This window comes from Halococcus salifodinae DSM 8989 (assembly GCF_000336935.1).
Classification (GTDB): Archaea; Halobacteriota; Halobacteria; order Halobacteriales; family Halococcaceae; genus Halococcus; species Halococcus salifodinae.
This window is the reverse complement of sequence record NZ_AOME01000087.1, coordinates 16,691-34,726: the sequence shown is the minus strand read 5'-3', so window position 1 is coordinate 34,726 and position 18,036 is coordinate 16,691. Positions and strand designations below refer to the sequence as shown.

Genomic DNA, 18,036 nt, shown 5'->3' with positions numbered 1-18,036 from the left:
GATTTGCGTCATGATCAACTCAAGTCTCTCGCTTCAACGCCTTTGATTTAGCGACCCATCCTGCCGCCGTCTAGTGATTCAACACAGCCAACTGATCGCGAACGACCGTTGGCTGACGACCAATCGACCGACTCGTGCGAGAGTTGTCCGTGCGTTCGCGCTGACGGCGGTGCGGAATCGACATCCAACGACGGCGAGGGTGGGAGACTCCACCGACGGGACATGGCGAAGGTCCTCGCCACAGTTGGTGGCCTGACTGCGGTCGGAAGCCTGGCCGCGCCGCTTGCGGGACTGACCCGTGTGTTCGAGCGCGAATACGACGGTCCCACCTATAGCGATAGCGTGCCGCTCGTGGATGCGGAAGGCAACCAGATCGGCGAAAACCAGCTGGAGATGGGTGACTTCATGACCGTCTTTCCTGAACCGCGTCCGGGGCTCGAAGATGCGCCGACCTTGCTGGTTCGGTTCCCCGAGGAGCAGTACGCCGAGCCAACAAACCTCGAATTCACCGTCGGGGGCTATGCGGCGTATTCGAAAGTCTGCACGCATGCGGGATGTATGGTGGCGAATCAGGAGGGCCAAACGATGGTCTGTCCCTGCCACTTCGGGAAGTTCAATCCAGTTCAGGGGGCATCGGTCGTCGGCGGGCCGCCGCCGCGGCCACTTCCGCAGCTCCCCATCACGCTGTCCAGCGATGGCTACCTCATCGCCACCGGGGATTTCGACGGAGCAGTCGGGGTACAGGGGTGAGAACGCATGTTGAACCGCATTTACGGCTGGTTTGACAGGCGATTCGACCTCGAAGACAGCAGCAAGTTCCTCGGGAAGGCCTTCCCGGCTGAAGACTCGTTCCTACTCGGCGAGGTCGCGCTATTCACGTTCTTCCTGCTGGTGATGACGGGTATCTTCCTGGGATTCTTTTTCGAGCCAAGCACCACTGAAGTCACGTACGACGGGAGCGTTGCCCAGTATCAGGATCAGGAGCTCCCAGCAGCGTTCGCGAGTGTTCTCTACATCACCTACGACATTCCCTTCGGGATGTTCCTCCGGCGGCTACACCACTGGGCCGCGCACTTCTTCGTGGCGTCGATCGGGCTGCATATGCTCCGCGTGTTCTTTTCCGGAGCGTACCGCAATCCCCGCGAGCCGAACTGGGTGGTCGGCGGTCTGCTCGCTTTGCTGGCCATCTTTGCTGCGTACACAGGGTACTCACTACCATTCGACGAGTTCGCCAGCACCGCAACCGGCATCGGGTATAGCATCGCCAACTCGATACCGATAGTTGGTGATATCATCTCAAAAATCGTGTTTGGAGGAGAGTATCCTTCCAGCGCTACTCTTCCACGGTTTTACTTCCTGCATGTCTTTGCCATCCCAGTCGCCATCATGGCGCTGATCGGGGTTCATATGGCGATACTAATCCGACAGAAGCACACCGAAGGTCCGCGGAGCAGCGACGTAGCGGGTGAACAAACGGTTGAGAAAGACGACGATACGTACGTCATTGGCTTGCCCGCGTTCCCGAATCAGGCCGCAGTAAGCGTCGTGGTGTTCTTCCTCACGTTGGCGTTCGTCTCCCTACTCGCTGGATTTCTCCCCGTCCACAACGTTGCGGCGTACGGTCCTAATGATCCAGCGAGCACGCCCGAGCTCATCATGCCCGACTGGTTTTTGATGTGGGTGTTCGGCTTCCTGAAGGTGATGCCGTCGTGGATGAGTTTCACCGTTCCGTTCACCGATATCCACGTCTCGACGGAGTTCCTCAGCGGAATGGTTCTCCCGGGTATCGTGTTCGGTCTGGTGTTCCTGTGGCCGTTCATCGACTACCGAAAGGGTCCGACTCATTTCACTGTCAATCCCCTGCGACGCCCGTGGCAGACTGCTGTCGGGGTCGCGGCAGTGACGTTCATCATGATCGCGTCGATCGCCGGGATGAACAATATCCTCGCGGACGTCATCGCTGTCTCGACTGGTACTATCAACAACATACTGCTTGTCGCAACGTTGGTCTATCCCCTCGTGGCTGGGGCGATTACGTACTACATCCTTCGTGACAATACCTCAGAAGAGTCACAAGAACGCGGCGAACCTGCCGCAGATGGTGGATCACGGTCGATGAAGCCGACGTCAGAGAACGGACCAACCGACGGACCGAGCGATGATCCAGCTGCTGACTCGTCGCCCTCGGGAGGTGAGGCGGATGACTGACCACCGTGTGACAGTGGACGGTCGAGTCTATCGGCTACTCGACTATGCAACGAAACTGGCTGGCCTCGCACTCATCGTAGCGGGGTTGGAGGTCGGCGGCGCAACGATGGCCGGGTTGCTGCTCGGCATCAGCGGAGCGGTACTCGGACTCACGACAGTATTCATCGGGAGACAATCATGAGTGACAACCAATCGAACGTGGACGTAGAGAACGCAGACGAATCGAACAGCGGTGTCGGTCGCCGAGGGTTCCTGAAGGGGCTCGGTCTCACGACCGCACTCGGCCTGACCGGTACGACCATCGGCGACGAGCTCACTCAGATGGGCGGGATCGAGAACGTCGATGGATCGGACTACATCGGGAGTTACCCGTATCGAGAGTGGGAGGATTTCTACCGTGAGAAGTGGGACTGGGACTCGGTAGCCCGGAGTACCCACGGCGTCAACTGCACGGGGAGTTGCTCATGGAACGTCTACGTCAAGAACGGCCAGGTCTGGCGCGAGGAGCAGGCCGCCGACTATCCCGAGATCAACGACGAACTGCCTTCTTCGAACCCGCGCGGCTGTCAGAAAGGAGCGTGCTACACCGATTACGTGAACGCCGAGCAGCGCATCACACACCCCCTGCGGCGGGTCGGGGAACGTGGTGAGGGGAAATGGAAGCGCATCTCGTGGGACGAAGCCCTCACCGAAATCGCCGAGAAGGTGATCGAGGAAGTCCAGCAGGGCAATTACGATGCCATCTCCGGATTCACGCCGATCCCGGCGATGAGTCCGGTTTCGTTCGCTTCGGGATCGCGGTTCGTCAACCTCATCGGCGGCGTGAGCCACTCGTTTTACGACTGGTACTCCGACCTGCCGCCGGGTGAACCCATTACATGGGGTACGCAGACCGACAACGCCGAGAGTGCCGATTGGTACGATGCTGACTACATCATCGCGTGGGGGTCGAACATCAATGTCACTCGGATCCCGGATGCCAAGTTCTTCCTCGAGGCCGCATACAAGGGGACCAAGCGGGTCGGAATCTTTACCGACTACTCCCAGACAGCCATCCACTGTGACGACTGGTTGTCACCGAAAGCTGGCTCCGATGCAGCACTTGCTCTCGGAATGGCTCGGACCATCGTCGACGAGGGCCTACACGACGAAGCACACCTGAAAGAGCAGTCGGATATGCCCTTCCTCGTCCGCGAGGACACCGGAAAGTTCCTTCGCGTTGCCGACGTGCCGAGCCTCTCGACCAGCGGCGAGGCGGGCAAAGTGTTCGCGATGGTTGATCAGCAAGGCAACCTCCGGAACGCGCCGGGGTCGCTCGGCAATCGCGATGGCAAACACGACGACAGTGCGAGCATCGCCTTGGACTTCGATCCACGGTTGGACGTGAACCAGTCAGTCGATCTCCAGGACGGGAGCGTGCAAGTCCGGTCGGTCTGGTCGCACGTCACCGAGGAGCTGTCGAACTACACCCCCGAACGCGTACACGAGCTCACCCGCGTCGGCGAGGAGACCCATCAGGAGATCGCCCGCGAGTTCGCCAACGTAGACAAGGGCAAGATCATCCACGGCAAGGGCGTCAACGACTGGTATCACAACGATCTCGGGAACCGGGCGATCCAGCTGCTCGTCACTCTCACTGGTCACATCGGTCGACAGGGCACTGGGTTCGACCACTATGTCGGCCAAGAGAAAATCTGGACGTACAATGGCTGGCAACAGCTCTCGTTCCCGACAGAGAGCGTTCGGGCAGTTCCGACAACGCTCTGGACGTACTTCCACGGCGACATTCTCGGAAACGTCGAACCCGATACTCGACAGCGGATTCAGGAATCCATTGATAATGGGTGGATGCCCGTCTATCCGAAAGAGCGTGAGGATGGTTCGCGCCCCGATCCGAGCGTCTTCTTCTGCTGGCGAGGTAACTATTTCAACCAGTCGAAGGGCGGCATCGCCATCGAGAACGTTCTCTGGCCGAAACTCGATCTCATCGTCGATATCAACTTCCGGATGGATTCGACGGCACTGTACAGCGACATCGTGCTGCCGACCGCGAGCCACTACGAGAAACACGACCTGAATATGACCGACATGCACTCGTACGTCCATCCGTTTACCCCGGCGATCGAACCGCTGGGCGAGTCGAAAACGGACTGGGAGATTTTCCGGCTAATCGCGAAGAAAGTCCAGGAGATAGCAACCGAACGGAATCTGAGTCCGATTCAGGACCGCGAGTTCGATCGTCAGATCGACCTCACGAGCGTCCACGACGACTACGTGCGAAACTGGCCGGACGACGAATCTGGTGCATTAAAAGAGGACAAAGCGGCTTCCGAGTTCATTCTCGATCACTCCGAGGAGACCAATCCCGAGGGGAGCGATAGTCAAATCACGTTCGACGATACGGTCGAGCATCCACGACGATTTGAGGCGGCGGGCGATCACTGGACCTCACCGCTGGAGGAGGGCAAACCGTACACGCCCTGGAAGCGCTATGTCCAGCAGAAGAACCCGTGGCCGACGTTCACCGGCCGCCAGCAGTACTACATCGACCACGACTGGTTCCTCGATCTCGGTGAGGCAGTGCCGACGTACAAGGAACCTGAAGTGCTTCAGTCCGAGCAAGAGTACCCCCTCCAGTACAACACGCCCCACGGACGGTGGTCGATCCACTCGACGTGGCGGGACAACAAGCATATGCTCCGTCTCCAGCGCGGCGAACCCATCGTCTACATGCATCCCGACGACGCCGAAGAGCGCGGGATCGAGGACGGTGACACCGTTCGAATCTACAACGACCTCGACGAAATCGAGGTGAGCGTCAAGATCTATCCCAGTGCCCAGCCCGGCGTGGCGAAGCTCTACTTCGCGTGGGAACGCTTCCAGTTCCCGAGCCGCGGGAACTTCAACACGCTCGTCGGGATGTACATGAAGCCGACGCAGCTGGTGCAGTATCCCGCAGACAGCGGCGAACACCTCGAATTCGTTCCCAACTACTGGGGGCCAACTGGCGTTAATAGCGACGTCCACGTCGAGGTCGAACTGGTCGAAGACGAAGCGACGGGTGAGGGGACTGCCACTACAACCGCCCAAGATCAAAACGGGAGTTCGGGAACCACGACGGCGAATCAGACCACCGCTAACTCTGGCACAATGAATACAACAAGTGGAACGACCGACGGGACGGCAAGCAACGAGACGACAACAAGCAGTGAGAGTACGAGTACCAACGCGACGGCCAGCGGTAACACGTCCGATCTCGACGTGATTCCGGGCGATTCGCCCGATGAGGCTTCCGGCGGTGATTCCCAATGAGCTCACAGAACCAGCAGAACGCCACCAACGAGACCAGCAGTGGTAATGAGAGCACCACGGCCCAGTCCGGGCAGCAGATCGATATCGCAGACGGGATCGACCATCAGGTAGCGATGGTGATGGACCTCAACAAGTGCGTCGGCTGCCAGACCTGTACGATCGCCTGTAAGACGCTCTGGACCGATTCCGGCGGCCGTGAGTACATGTACTGGAACAACGTCGAGACCCAACCCGGAAAGGGCTACCCGCGCGGCTGGGAGGACGACGGCGGTGGGTACGAATCGGCCGAACAGGCCGGAAATCAGGAGCATCTCGACTATCAGGAAGGGGACACCTCCATCCCATCGCAGGAAGACTACGGCCGAGCGTGGGATTTCAACCATACCGAGGTGATGTACGACGGGAGCGACGCACCCCTCCGCCCACAGGGAGAGAACCCCGAATGGGGAGCGAACTGGGACGAAGACCAAGGTGCGGGCGAGTACCCGAACTCGTACTACTTCTATCTCCCGCGCATCTGCAACCACTGTACCCATCCTTCCTGTGCCGAAGCCTGTCCGCGGAAGGCGATCTACAAGCGTGAGGAGGACGGGATCGTTCTCGTCGATCAAGAGCGGTGTCGCGGCTATCGCTACTGTGTCGAGGGGTGTCCGTACAACAAGGTCTACTACAACGTCATGCGCAAGCGCTCGGAGAAGTGCATTTTCTGTTATCCCCGCCTCGAAGGCGAAGGATCGGGCGATGGCAACTTCAACCTCAACGACGGCGACGCGGTGCCGCCCGCCTGTGCGACGGAATGCCCGCCTCAGCTCCGGATGGTCGGCTTTCTGGACGACGAACAGGGTCCGATTCACAAGCTGGTCAACGAACACGAGGTGGCACTCCCGCTCCACCCCGATTATCACACCCAACCGAACGTCTACTACATCCCCCCGTTCGCTCCACCACAACACTCCGAGGACGGCGAGAGTATTGACGTCGAGCGGATCCCGCGCCCCCTCCTTGAGAACTTGTTCGGCGATCGGGTTCACGACGCGCTCGACACCATCGAGCGTCATCGCGACAGGGTTCGACGTGGTGAGGACAGCGAGCTCATGGATATCCTCACCACCAACAACCCGGCTCAGCAGTATCGACTGGAGGCGTTCGACGGTGAGTAAGCGACGCGTCGAACCGTCGAGTTCGCTGGAACTCGCTTCCAGCGGCGTTCGAATGAACGTCCAGGAGGCGCGAGTTCGGGCGTCTCGGAATGGTGTTCCAGAGGTGTTCAACAGGTGACCGAGGACCTCACGGCGATAGCACGGAAACTGCTCGTCGCGGTGGTGTTCGTCCTTGCTGCAGCACTTGCTCCGATGCTCGTTGCAGGAGCGCCCGCCGATCAGATTCCAGTTATGGAAGCATCTCAATCGGAGGCTGACTCGGTCTCGAATCCGACGGCTTCGGTATGGAACGATGCGTCAACTGTCACGGTCCCGCTGTCGAGCGCCCCGAGCCAAGTGCCGGATGCTAATAACACCACCATCAGCCGAGCGAACGTCGAGGCGATTCATACGCAACAGCGGCTCTTCCTCCGAGCGTCGTGGTCGGACGCGACGAAGGACGGCAACGTCACGCCATCTCAGTACGAAGCGCCTCGCCTCAATTCCTACGGCGATGCCATCGCTGTTCAGTTGCCAGCAAACGTCAGCCAACAGCCCGGTATCGCCATGGGGAGCCCGGAGGCGATGGTGAACGTCTGGTGGTGGAACGGTGCAATGGGTCAGCAGGAACTTCTGGCCGCCGGTCCAGGGACGACGATGCCGTTCAATCAGACCGCTATTTCGACCAACGCCACATATCGAGATGGTCGGTGGCACGTGGTACTCTCGCGGAGCCTTGCTGCCAACGAAACGAACCGCGGCTCGATGGCGATGGACCAGGACGTGCCCGTCTCCTTTGCGGTCTGGAACGGGTCGAACACCGAGCGTGCGGGGCAAAAGGCTGTCAGTGAGTGGTACACGTTTCCGTTCGGACCCGGGCCAGAGGGGCCGCCGTACCAGACGGTACTCTGGACCATTGCAGGACTCGCTATCGCCGTCGTCGCCGTCGTCACTGTAACGGCAGTCAGACGAGGTGGGTCCTGATGACGACCGACGTTCCCGCACCGGAACCCGATGATCCACCACTCGATCGTGAGGATCTCGAACCGGATGCGGCGGCCCGCGGAACAGTGTACGCCTTACTTGCTAGTGCATTCGAACACCCGTCCGAGAGCCTCCACACTGCGCTTGCCGAGGACGACCTCCGCGAGCACCTCGACGACCTACTCGCTCGGACACCCCTCGACGTCGCCACGGAAACGGTCGGGACCGACGATGACTACAATACCTTCTGCGCCCGGTACAACGACCTCTTCGTCATTGGCTACTCGGAATATGAGGACCGGACTGATGGTACGCTCTCGACCGACGAACCACCGGTTCCGCTCTATGAATCAGCCTACCGACCTGAGGCGTCGTGGACCGACGTGAACCTTGATCTCGCGCGGGCCTACGATTACTACGGGGTACGACCTGCATCCTCCAACCGGGAACACCACGATTACCTCGTCCTCCAGTTGGAGTTCGCTGGCTATCTCGCCCGGCGCGAAGCCGTCGAGGACGATCCGGATGCTGCACGAGCACGGCTCGATCTCCTCGACCGTCATCTCCGAATTCTCGTCGAAGGCGTCGTCGAACGCATCGACAACGAACCGAACACGGGTGCATACGGGCGGTTTGCTCGGCTACTCGATGAGTTCACCGCTACGGATCGCGAGGAACTCCTCGAACAGCTGGAGGGCGAGTGAGATGAGTCAATCGACCGGCAGAATGAGCGAACGTGTGCGATCGTTCGCGGGGGCAGCCTCCCAGGTCGTTCCAAACTCGCAGACGCCGACGGTTCGACTCTCGGCGGGTCTCGTAGCAGTAGTCGGCATCGCTCTGCTGACCCTCACTCGAATCGCCGTGAACGTTCCCGTCGGTCTTCCACTGGTTAGTTCCAGCGTATGGTTCGATACAGTGACGACTGCGGCGGTTGTCGGCCCGGCTGGCGGGATTATCCTTCTTGGTGTGACGGCCGAGGAGGCATGGGAACGAATCGGATTGATACTTGTCGGCGTCTTCGGTCTCTTATCGGCGTTGACAACCGCAATCGCTGTGCCGGCGGTCGGCGTCATCGTCGCCGGAAGCTGGTTGCTGCTGATCGGCCGAGCGAGAGGTTTCGAACGCCAGGACTATCGATGGCAGACCCTTGGTGGCCTCGTCGCGATAGCGCTTCTCGGAAGCCTGGCCCTCTCGTTGTTTGGAGTCATCGGTGTCCGCCCGGCTACGCTCCGACCTGCCGGGACGACGCTCGCACTCATCGGGATGGCAGCGACTCCGCTTGCTGTTCGATCGAGCCTTGGCCCGCTCGCGGTTGGCGCTCTCACTGGAGTTGGAACGTTCTCCCTGACCGCATCTGCCCCGTTCGTCTCGGGGGCGATCGTGCTAATAGCCGGAAGCGCCGTCGGTGCATCGGCGGTCCTGCTCGCGGCAGCCGTGGGTGGCCTGACCGCAACGATAACAGAAGGAGTAATGCGTCACCGAATCACGCCGGCGGTCGCGGGACTCCTGCTCTTGATGGCGGGCGTTCCCTCGTCGATCCCGCGCGCACTCAGTGTCGTACTTGCAGTAGCACTCATTCTCGGGATTCTATTCGATACCAGAGGTGATTCAGCATGAGCCACGATCACGACCACGACTGCGGCTGTGATAGCGGGTGCGGGTGCGAGAGCGACCCGTACTCGGATGACCCGGAGTACGAAGAAATCGAAGACGACCCCGACCCACAACTCGACCCGCGAAAGAGTCCAGGGTTCGATCACACCCTCGACAGTCTCGCGGACATCGAGGTAGGCCGAGACGTCACGCTCGGGGAAATGACTCCGGACGAACTGACCGCGAGTGACACCGATCCAGTAGCCGACGCATCGGCCCGCGAACTGCTTGCTGACCTCGAGGATGGATCGAAAACGGAACGGCGGCGTGCCACGCTCGCGCTCGCCGAAACCGACGGGTCAGCGGCGGTTGTGAACGCGCTATCGCAGATCGCGCTCGGAGACGATGATTCCGATGTCCGACAGTTTGCGATCGAATCACTCGCCAAACTCCGAGCCGACGACGCTGGCGATGTCGCACTCGCCATCTCGCACGACGACGAGGACCCCTGGGTTCGGGCTGAGGCGCTCGTTGCACTCGATCGTATCGACCGAGAAGGGTATGCCGAACGGATGGAGGCTGCATTGAAGGACGACCACCATGCTGCTCGCCGGAACGCTCTGATCTCGCTGTTCAAAGTTCGCGGCGAGGATATCGAAGACGACGCTATCGAGATGGCGACCGATCCAAGTGAGCGTGTCCGAGAGTGGGCCGCCCACGTCCTCGGTGGGATCGACGACGACCGTGCTCGCCGGACGTTGGAGGGAATGGCAACCTCCGACGACAGTGACATCGTGGCGCTGACCGCTAGACACGCTAGATCGGTCGATCCTGATCGCTTCCGGCGGCGGTTCACAGGAGCAATGAAAGAAGGAGACACGCTCCTCCCCGGAGAGGACCTGCTGAATCGCCAACCGACTCTCTGAATCATGAGTGAACACGAACCTCAACTTCAGGAAGACGTAGAAGAGACGCTTCGATCGGTCGAGGACTCCCGGTCCGGAATGAACGTATTCGAGGCCGGGCTGGTCGAGAATATTACCATCGAGGAGGACTCGGTCACCGTCGAGGCGAATTTGGCCCAGTTCGATCCCCGGACCAGCACTGAAGTCATGGATACGATGTTGCACGCGGTTCAAGACGTGGCTGGCGTCGAGAGTGCCCACGTCGAACCCGCGGAAGTCGATACCGATGACCGGGTATCAATCGCCGAGATCGACACTGTGATCGCCGTCGCCTCGACGAAGGGTGGGGTCGGAAAATCCACTGTCGCCACCCAGCTGGCCTGCGCTTTCGCGGCCGATCGCGATGTGGGCTTGTTCGACGCGGATATCTTCGGTCCCAATGTCCCCTCCCTCCTCGATGTCGATGGTCCGATACTGTCCGACGATGACGATAATCCGATTCCGGCCACCGTCGGGAGTATGGAGGTAATGAGCGTGGGCCTGATGACTGAGGGTGGTCCATTGGCTTGGCGGGGAGCGATGGCCCACGACGCGCTTTCCGACCTGTTCGCCGACACTGCATGGGACGACCCCGATACACTCGTCATCGACTTGCCGCCCGGCACTAGCGACGTACTGCTGACGACGCTGCAAGAGGTCCCTATTGATGGTGTTGTCTTCGTCACGACGCCGTTTCACACCAGCGTGGAGGATACCCGTCGGAGTCGGCGTCTGTTCGAGGAGAACGGTGTCCCGGTTCTCGGGTATGTGCTGAATATGGACCACTTCGTTTGCGACGATTGCGGGAAGAACCACGATATGTTCCCCGGGGGGACGCTGACTGAAGAACTCGATATGCCGGTATTGACTCGTCTTCCGTTCTCGCCTGACTTGCAGACGCAACCGAAACCGGGCACCGCCCCCGAAGCATTCGAGAGATTGGCTGAGTCGGTTGGTGAGCAGTTGGATGATGCTGATCGCCTCGAACTCCCTGAAGATCCAATTGACATCCGTGGCCTCGAAGCCCAACAACGGGTGGAGCGGGTGCGCGAAACGTTTGAATCTCTTGATTCGGGGGAGCCGCTCTATCTCGTGAGCGACCGCGATCCAACCCCAGTCGGCGAATTTTTGGTCACCCTCACCGGCGCAGATGGGGATCCGACTGATGTACTTCCAGAGTTCACGACCGAGCGCCGTGGTCTCGAAAAGTGGGTACTCAAGGCGATTTCTCCGTGAATATCATGTTCGCGTATCTGATGTTTCAGTAACGGCATGTGATTCGTCGCCAGTCGGTAGGACCGATCACGTTCCCACAAATCGAGAATTGGCATAGCCCATTATCGGTCGGATGGCGTACAGTCTACTGGAAACGAAACGATGTACGACCGAATCCTCTTCCCAACGGACGGGAGTAACCAAGCGAGCGCGCTCGAACACGCAGTAGACATCGCGGAGCTGTCTGGCGGGACTCTCCACACGCTCTACGTCGTCGACGACGCCGAGATTCCTGAGACGAACCGAAACCAAATCGTCGATTCGTACGAACGGGAGGGAGCCAACGCCATCGAACACGTCGAGGATGTGGCGGCCGAACGCGACGTCGCTGTCATGGGTGATATCGAACAGGGCACTCCACACGAGGCGATCCTCAACTACGCCGATGAACACGATATCGACCTCGTCGTGATGGGAACCCGTGGGAGATCGGGTCTCGACCGACTCTTGATCGGGAGCGTCACCGAGCGAGTCGTTCGGGCAAGTGACGTGCCAGTTCTCACGGTCTCGTTATCGAGCCACGAGGCAGCCATCACGGATACCGAACAGGCGATTGACCTCGCAACTCGGAGTCTCGAAGACGACGGCTACGAGGTGACCTCGATCGCGGACGAACCGTACCGGGTGAGCGGCACGTGGATTGTCAGAGCGCGTACTGGCGACAATGGGACGTTCAACGTCCACATTAACCGCGCTACTGGCGACGTGAGTCTTGCGAAGGTCAATTGAGGGGGTAAACACGACTGGTGATTTGCATGCAGAAGACATAGCGGGGGGTGGATTCGAACCACCGATCTGCGGGATATGAACCCGCTGGAATGTCTGGCTATCCCACTCCGCTATCCGGAATCTCTTGCTGCGAGGGGGTAACGGTTGCGACTTTCTCGGCATCTCCGACTACGAATTCTAATCGCCCCACTTCTGATCAATGTGGCGAGGAACTTCCTTTCACCTTTCGATTTCGACACTTATCGATTATATTACAGGGAATATAGTCTACTGCACATCCCGAAATTTTCCCCATAAGCGTTCAGTGACCCGATACCCACCATTGATCATGTCTCTTGTTTCGTCCAGGTCCCGAACGAACTTCCTCTGGCGATAGCTGTGGACGATAGTGTTTCGGTGATTCCGTAGCTTCTCCATCTCGCCGTGTGTTCCCTCGTCTATAATCCCAGTATGGAGGAGGAGGTTCTGGCGGCGCTCCTGTGTGAGCTTTCTCTCGAAGAACTCGCTCGACGATTTCACCGAGCTTGTCTCGGTGTCGGTCAGCACCTCCGCTAAGAGGCCAATCGAGAGTTCTTCGATTACCGCTGCGACCATTGTGAAGTACGTGAAGAGCTGAGTGCTCTCATCCGGCGACATGAAGTACCGACCGTCTTCATTAACGTCGTCTACGTCGAACTGCTCAATGCACTCTAGCGTCTGATCTCGGAGACTCTTGATCTCCTGCTCTGGATCATTTCTCAGGGAGCCTCTGAACACCTCACCGTAGCCATCGTAAGCGCTTGGATCATCCTCCATGCTCTGGATCTCGGTAGACGTTGAGAGTAGTGATCTGGGTGTCAAGATCCTCATCGGCGATACACCATGTACTTCCGTCCGTCGAAAGTGAGCCCCAGACAGGGCCTCCGGGATACGATTCCTCCCAAACGCAGTCCCCTCGTTCCACGAGGTACGCGTGTTCATCGATCGTCGTGACGAGAACCCTATCGCCGGTCTTATCGACCTGAACCGACCTCTCGTCTCTCGACATCCCTTCGATATTCGCTTTCCACTGTAGATTACCTCGCGTGTCGAAGCACCGAAGCACTCCTAGTGTGTGTGAGACAATCGACGTGTGGTCCTCCGAAACAGAGAGGAACCCACCTTCATTTTGGCCACTCCAAAGTTTGTCTGTCGCCTTGCGGACGCCGTTTTCGTTGGTGAGAACCTCGCCATCTAAACTGTACGAGACGATCGAGCCGTCGTCCAAACCGGCGGTGACACGGTCATTGTCGGAGTCGAAGACAAGCCCAATAACGTCCTCCTCGGTTTCTTTCGACCACTCCTGCTCACCCCATTCGTAGAAGAGTATGCCGGGCGTTCCGAAACGAGATAACGGATCCTCATCAAGACGGTAATGGCCCGTAGCGACTGCGACTCCACCAGCGTCTTGACTTGCCGATACCCTCTCTCCCACAGCGTCCTCCAGTGGCTGCCCCCACATCTCTTCGTTGCCTTTGACGTACCGGATGGTTCCTGGCCCCTCCCGAGGCCTCGTACACACACAGGCTCCGCTTAGATCGTGAACCGGCGCGATGTCCCAGAGCCCGTTGTACTGGTGCGTCCACGTCTCTCCATCACCGAATCCCATGACGATCCCGCCATCCATGAACGCAAGGACTCCTTTCGGACCATCCTCCGAGATATGTATGTGAGAGACCGATCTACTGGTTGGGGCGCTGATATAGCTGCTGGAACCGGATTCGCCAAACAGCGCGACTCGCCCGTTGTGCTCGCTAATTGCAACAAGCGAACCCGTCTCCGAGATGCCAGTCACGCCGTGATAGTTCCCGTTCTGCTTAGCGAGTACTTCCTCAGGATCTATCATCCATACTCTACGCTACCGCAGGTATTTACTCCAGAAAAACCATTCGGACGGGTACTGATCCCTGTGCTGTCCGGTAAAGATTTCGTCGGTCATCCATCGACGGTCACCTCGGTTGCGAGCAAGTCGCCACCGCCCTCCGCTGGCGATGGCACCNTCGTCGGTCATCCATCGACGGTCACCTCGGTTGCGAGCAAGTCGCCACCGCCCTCCGCTGGCGATGGCACCAACCGCTCGAATGCCTCGTCTGGCGTCTCCAGCGTGTCCTAGTCGAGGCTCATGTGCGGGCGCTCCTCGTTGTAGATGGTGAGGAACTCATCCAGAGTTCCGAACCGCTGGCGGTGCTTCTCGTAGGTCTGGAAGAACCGCTCGATCTTCCCGTTCGACTGTGGTCGCCCGACCTTGCAGAGCGTGTGTTCGATGTCATTGTCGTGGAGAAAGCGTTCAAACTCGTGATCGAGACACGGACGATCATCCTGGCGGGGGTTGACGAATTCCGATCCGTGATCGGTGATGGCCTCCAAGATCGGGATCGGACTGTCGAACTCCTCGTCAACGCTGTCGAGGAGTTCGACGGCTTGGCTTGCCGAACTGGAGTCAACCTCGATCATGTCGAAGACGCGCCGCGAGGCATCGTCTTCGACCGCCGGCACCTGCTGTCCGCGGTCGTTGTGGTACCAGTCCAGATGGACCGTCACCGCCGCGTTCTCGCGCTCGAAACGAACCCACGGCTGCCTGCGGCCCTGCTTGGTAGGATTCTCGGCACGTGGTCGTGCTCCTGAAGAATTTCATGGACGCGGTTATTGGCGATTGAGAGGCCGTCTCTGACGCGGAGTACATGGGCGATGACGACTGCGCCAGCGCGGAGGCGCTGGCGGAGGTCGAGTACCCGTTCTTCGAGGTCGTCAGGATACTCTGCGTAGGGTCTGCGTCTGGGTGTTTCCAGCTGTGGGATCTCACCGCTCTCACGGTACGCTTTGGCGAGTTGCTGGACTCGCCGCTGAGTGATCTCGAATTGCTCAGCAACCAACCCAGTATCCATGCCGTGGTCAACAACACGCTGACAGATTCGGGTGGCGTCATCCTGAGCAAGTTTCATCTCACCTGGTTGATCGTCGGGCAGATAGCGCCGACGAAATCTTNCAACACGCTGACAGATTCGGGTGGCGTCATCCTGAGCAAGTTTCATCTCACCTGGTTGATCGTCGGGCAGATAGCGCCGACGAAATCTTTGGCGGACACTACAGCGTCTCTGTAAGGGCAGGATTACCAGATACAGGTCGCCATCGGCCCCACTGAAGGGAATTTAAACTCATGCATCCGTATACTGCGCTTTCAGCGGCGAGTTTTCGGATTCACCTGGTAGTCTATCCATCCTACGAGCAAACAATACATCCAATACAAATCAGTACAAACAGTACGATATGCCGATCAGCGCAGATCACTTCGAGAACATCCACGATGAGGATAACGGACCGAGCCCAGGGACAAACGCACATGAAATCCTCTCATTCCTCAGCGAGTACGCTGATAAAGCATTCACTCAGGGTGAGATTGCCGAGTCAACGAGTGTCACCTCTGGATCGGTTGGCCCGACGCTTGTCCGTCTCCGCGATCGGGGCCGTCTCGAGCACAAAGGGAAGTACTGGCGCATCAGTGATCATGTACAGAGTCTTGATGCTGCCGTCACGCATGGTGATACCGTTGCCACCAGCCACGAGGATGAGTCGTTCGCATATGACGAGTGGCAGGAGCACGCGGTCGATCCGCGTGAGCAGCGTGAGGAGCAGTACCGGCTTCCAGAAAGGCGACGTTTTCTGGGCTCCCGATCCGTTCCGTCAGGGATCGAATCCACGACTATGGCTGATTCTCGCTGCTGATTCACTCCCCTATCCCGGGGAAGAATACATGTGTGCAGCACTCACCACGAGTGACCTCCCTCGGAATATTGAGGTTGGCAATGATTGGGTCGCGGGTCGGGACCCGGACAAGACATCCTACTGCTCTCCGTGGGTGGTTGCAACTATCAAATCTGATGCGGTTGTGAATCCACAAGGTGAACTCACGGAGTCGTTCACCGAGCAGATGATCTCGGAGTGTGAGACGTATCTCAACACAGCTTGAACACCCCAGAAAGCATTCTCACACCCCACATGCGTCGATAGGCGATTATGTTCGGGATGATTGATTAGTCTCTTAAGACATTACTGCTGGCTATGGCTCGTCCATGGGTCGGGATGAACTGGTCCGAACGACAGCAAATTATCGGTGGCGTAGTAGCACTTGCGGTTGGCGCAGTATTGTTATTTACACTTTCTCTGTCGACGACGAGAATGGGGAATTCTCTGATTGGATTAGCACTTGCGTTAATTAGTGCCTCCCTGCTCGTTACTGGAACATTATCGATCGGGACCTCCGAATTGAATTGATGGGCTACTACTGGATCACGTCCGAACATCATCGGGAGAAGGATGTTTGCGACGTGGTCCGCATTCACAACTATGGTTGAGAAATCGAAACGGTACCGTGTCGGTGATCAGCCACGCGATGCGGTCGAACAGGAGTGGGAAATTTTCATCCGAGACGATAGAGGCAACCCATTACAGCATGCAGGCAGTGTTTCCGCTCCAACAGCCGATGTTGCTCATACAGAGGCGACTAAGCTGTTTGGCTGGTATGCGACCGACATTTGGCTGTGTCCAGCATCCGACGTTCGGCGGTACTCCACTCATACGCTCGATGAACAAGCCGACTCAGTCAACCTCGATATAGATAGCGAAGAGCGAAGCCACGAAGCGTGATCTCGATCAGCAAACTCCTCTGTGATCTCGACGCAGAGGGCGATGGGCTTCGATACGATGCTGCCAGTGAATCCTCGAAACCACAAATTACCGAGAACAAGCAGCATCGCCCGGTCATCGTCTGGAACCTCACCAAGCAGTGTAATCTCTATTGCTCACACTGCTATGCGGCCGCCGATACTGAAACCGCTCAGGGCGAACTCACCACCGAGGAAGGCAAACGATTACTGGATGATCTCGCCGAGTATGCGGTTCCAGTAGTATTGTTTTCCGGTGGAGAACCCCTCGTCCGCGATGATCTGAACGAACTGATCAGGTACGCCGATTCGAGAGGAATCCGTCCTGTGCTCTCGACGAACGGCACGCTCATCACTCCCGACATCGCTCGGAACCTGCGTGAGGCGGGGCTCGAGTATGCTGGAATCTCGGTTGATGGACTCCCCGAACGAAACGATGGGTTCCGTGGACAGGACGGTGCATTCGATGCTGCTGTTCGCGGGATTAGAGCATGTCTCGACGCCGGACTCAAGACTGGACTCCGGTACACGATCACCAAGCAGAACGCAGCTGATCTCTCTGGTGTCGTTGATTTCCTCCACGACGAAGGTGTCAATCGATTCTGTTTCTATCACCTCGATTACGGTGGCCGTGGTGCGGACATCGTCGACCTTGATCTTCCTCCGGAAGAGAAACGGGCTGCGGTGAAGCGACTCTGTGACCTCACACGGGAGTACCACGACCAAGACGAAGAGATTGAGACACTGCTCGTCGGTAACTACTCCGATGCTGCCTATCTCGTGGAATACGCACGCCAGTATCTGAGTGAGGCCAAAGCAGAACGGATACACGACTACCTCCGCCGGAATGGGGGCGATCCAACTGGCGAGCGTGTCGCCGACATCGACTACCAGGGCAACGTCCATCTCACACAGTTCTGGCAGAACTACAGTCTCGGGAACGTTCGTGATCGCCCATTCAGTGCTATTTGGGAAGACGAATCGAATCCCCTGTTGAAGGCGTTACGTAACCGAGAGCAGCGGTTATCAGGTCAATGTGCCCGATGCCAGTATCAGAACATCTGTCGCGGGGCGTCACGCCTCCGAGCGCTCGCCATTCACGACGACCCGTTCGCGCCTGATCCGCAGTGTTATCTCACAGACGGTGAAATCGCCTCGAATGTATAGTTCCGT

The 18,036-nt window shown here is 58.4% G+C and carries 18 protein-coding genes and 1 tRNA gene; 15 read left to right on the top strand and 4 right to left on the bottom strand.

What is annotated here, in order from left to right:
- Window positions 1-108: 108 nt before the first annotated feature.
- The 11 genes from C450_RS18660 (at window position 109) to C450_RS18610 (ending at window position 12,184) form a co-directional block, all read left to right on the top strand.
- Window positions 109-750 (top strand): QcrA and Rieske domain-containing protein, encoded by a 642-nt coding sequence (locus C450_RS18660; protein ID WP_005046219.1) that lies wholly within the window; start codon window positions 109-111, stop codon window positions 748-750.
- Between the two features lie 6 nt (window positions 751-756).
- Window positions 757-2,208, top strand: a complete 1,452-nt coding sequence (locus C450_RS18655; RefSeq protein WP_005046217.1) for a cytochrome b — start codon at window positions 757-759, stop codon at window positions 2,206-2,208.
- Entirely contained in the window at window positions 2,201-2,389 is a 189-nt protein-coding gene (locus tag C450_RS18650; protein ID WP_005046215.1) for a hypothetical protein, read from the top strand. The genes C450_RS18655 and C450_RS18650 overlap by 8 nt, the downstream gene beginning before the upstream one ends.
- Complete coding sequence (locus C450_RS18645) at window positions 2,386-5,520, top strand: nitrate reductase subunit alpha (RefSeq protein WP_005046213.1); 3,135 nt, start codon at window positions 2,386-2,388, stop codon at window positions 5,518-5,520. The genes C450_RS18650 and C450_RS18645 overlap by 4 nt, the downstream gene beginning before the upstream one ends.
- Window positions 5,517-6,680: a nitrate reductase subunit beta gene (narH, locus tag C450_RS18640; RefSeq protein WP_005046212.1), complete on the top strand. Its 1,164-nt coding sequence runs from the start codon at window positions 5,517-5,519 to the stop codon at window positions 6,678-6,680. Before C450_RS18645 ends, narH begins: the two co-directional genes overlap by 4 nt.
- Before the next feature lie 114 nt (window positions 6,681-6,794).
- A complete protein-coding gene (locus tag C450_RS18635) occupies window positions 6,795-7,643 on the top strand; it encodes an ethylbenzene dehydrogenase-related protein (RefSeq protein ID WP_005046209.1) in 849 nt (282 codons plus the stop codon).
- Entirely contained in the window at window positions 7,643-8,347 is a 705-nt protein-coding gene (locus tag C450_RS18630; protein WP_005046207.1) for a molecular chaperone TorD family protein, read from the top strand. The genes C450_RS18635 and C450_RS18630 overlap by 1 nt, the downstream gene beginning before the upstream one ends.
- A gap of 1 nt (window position 8,348) precedes the next feature.
- Window positions 8,349-9,260 carry a hypothetical protein gene (locus C450_RS18625; RefSeq protein WP_049910438.1) on the top strand — a complete coding sequence of 304 codons (912 nt, stop codon included), beginning with the start codon at window positions 8,349-8,351 and terminating at the stop codon, window positions 9,258-9,260.
- Window positions 9,257-10,162, top strand: coding sequence for a HEAT repeat domain-containing protein (locus tag C450_RS18620; protein ID WP_005046203.1), 906 nt, complete (start codon window positions 9,257-9,259; stop codon window positions 10,160-10,162). The genes C450_RS18625 and C450_RS18620 overlap by 4 nt, the downstream gene beginning before the upstream one ends.
- Window positions 10,163-10,165: 3 nt before the next feature.
- Window positions 10,166-11,416 carry a P-loop NTPase gene (locus C450_RS18615; RefSeq protein WP_049910437.1) on the top strand — a complete coding sequence of 417 codons (1,251 nt, stop codon included), beginning with the start codon at window positions 10,166-10,168 and terminating at the stop codon, window positions 11,414-11,416.
- A gap of 141 nt (window positions 11,417-11,557) precedes the next feature.
- Window positions 11,558-12,184, top strand: coding sequence for a universal stress protein (locus tag C450_RS18610; protein WP_005046199.1), 627 nt, complete (start codon window positions 11,558-11,560; stop codon window positions 12,182-12,184).
- A gap of 38 nt (window positions 12,185-12,222) precedes the next feature.
- Here the strand turns inward: C450_RS18610 and C450_RS18605 are convergent.
- From C450_RS18605 to C450_RS18590, 4 genes are all read right to left on the bottom strand, one after another.
- Window positions 12,223-12,296: transfer RNA gene (locus C450_RS18605), tRNA-Met, on the bottom strand.
- A gap of 155 nt (window positions 12,297-12,451) precedes the next feature.
- Entirely contained in the window at window positions 12,452-12,979 is a 528-nt protein-coding gene (locus tag C450_RS18600) for a hypothetical protein (protein ID WP_005046198.1), read from the bottom strand.
- Complete coding sequence (locus C450_RS18595) at window positions 12,969-14,048, bottom strand: hypothetical protein (protein ID WP_005046197.1); 1,080 nt, start codon at window positions 14,046-14,048, stop codon at window positions 12,969-12,971. The genes C450_RS18600 and C450_RS18595 overlap by 11 nt, the downstream gene beginning before the upstream one ends.
- Before the next feature lie 263 nt (window positions 14,049-14,311).
- Window positions 14,312-14,743: an IS481 family transposase gene (locus tag C450_RS18590; RefSeq protein ID WP_005046194.1), complete on the bottom strand. Its 432-nt coding sequence runs from the start codon at window positions 14,741-14,743 to the stop codon at window positions 14,312-14,314.
- A 726-nt stretch (window positions 14,744-15,469) separates the two neighbouring features.
- Between C450_RS18590 and C450_RS18575 the strand changes: the two genes are divergently transcribed.
- From C450_RS18575 to C450_RS18570, 4 genes are all read left to right on the top strand, one after another.
- Window positions 15,470-15,925, top strand: a complete 456-nt coding sequence (locus C450_RS18575) for a MarR family transcriptional regulator (protein ID WP_206536866.1) — start codon at window positions 15,470-15,472, stop codon at window positions 15,923-15,925.
- Window positions 15,816-16,169: a hypothetical protein gene (locus tag C450_RS23555; protein WP_394324918.1), complete on the top strand. Its 354-nt coding sequence runs from the start codon at window positions 15,816-15,818 to the stop codon at window positions 16,167-16,169. Before C450_RS18575 ends, C450_RS23555 begins: the two co-directional genes overlap by 110 nt.
- A gap of 377 nt (window positions 16,170-16,546) precedes the next feature.
- A complete protein-coding gene (locus C450_RS21015) occupies window positions 16,547-16,846 on the top strand; it encodes an Htur_1727 family rSAM-partnered candidate RiPP (protein ID WP_005046189.1) in 300 nt (99 codons plus the stop codon).
- Window positions 16,843-18,030: a TIGR04347 family pseudo-SAM/SPASM protein gene (locus C450_RS18570; RefSeq protein WP_005046186.1), complete on the top strand. Its 1,188-nt coding sequence runs from the start codon at window positions 16,843-16,845 to the stop codon at window positions 18,028-18,030. The genes C450_RS21015 and C450_RS18570 overlap by 4 nt, the downstream gene beginning before the upstream one ends.
- Window positions 18,031-18,036: the final 6 nt, after the last annotated feature.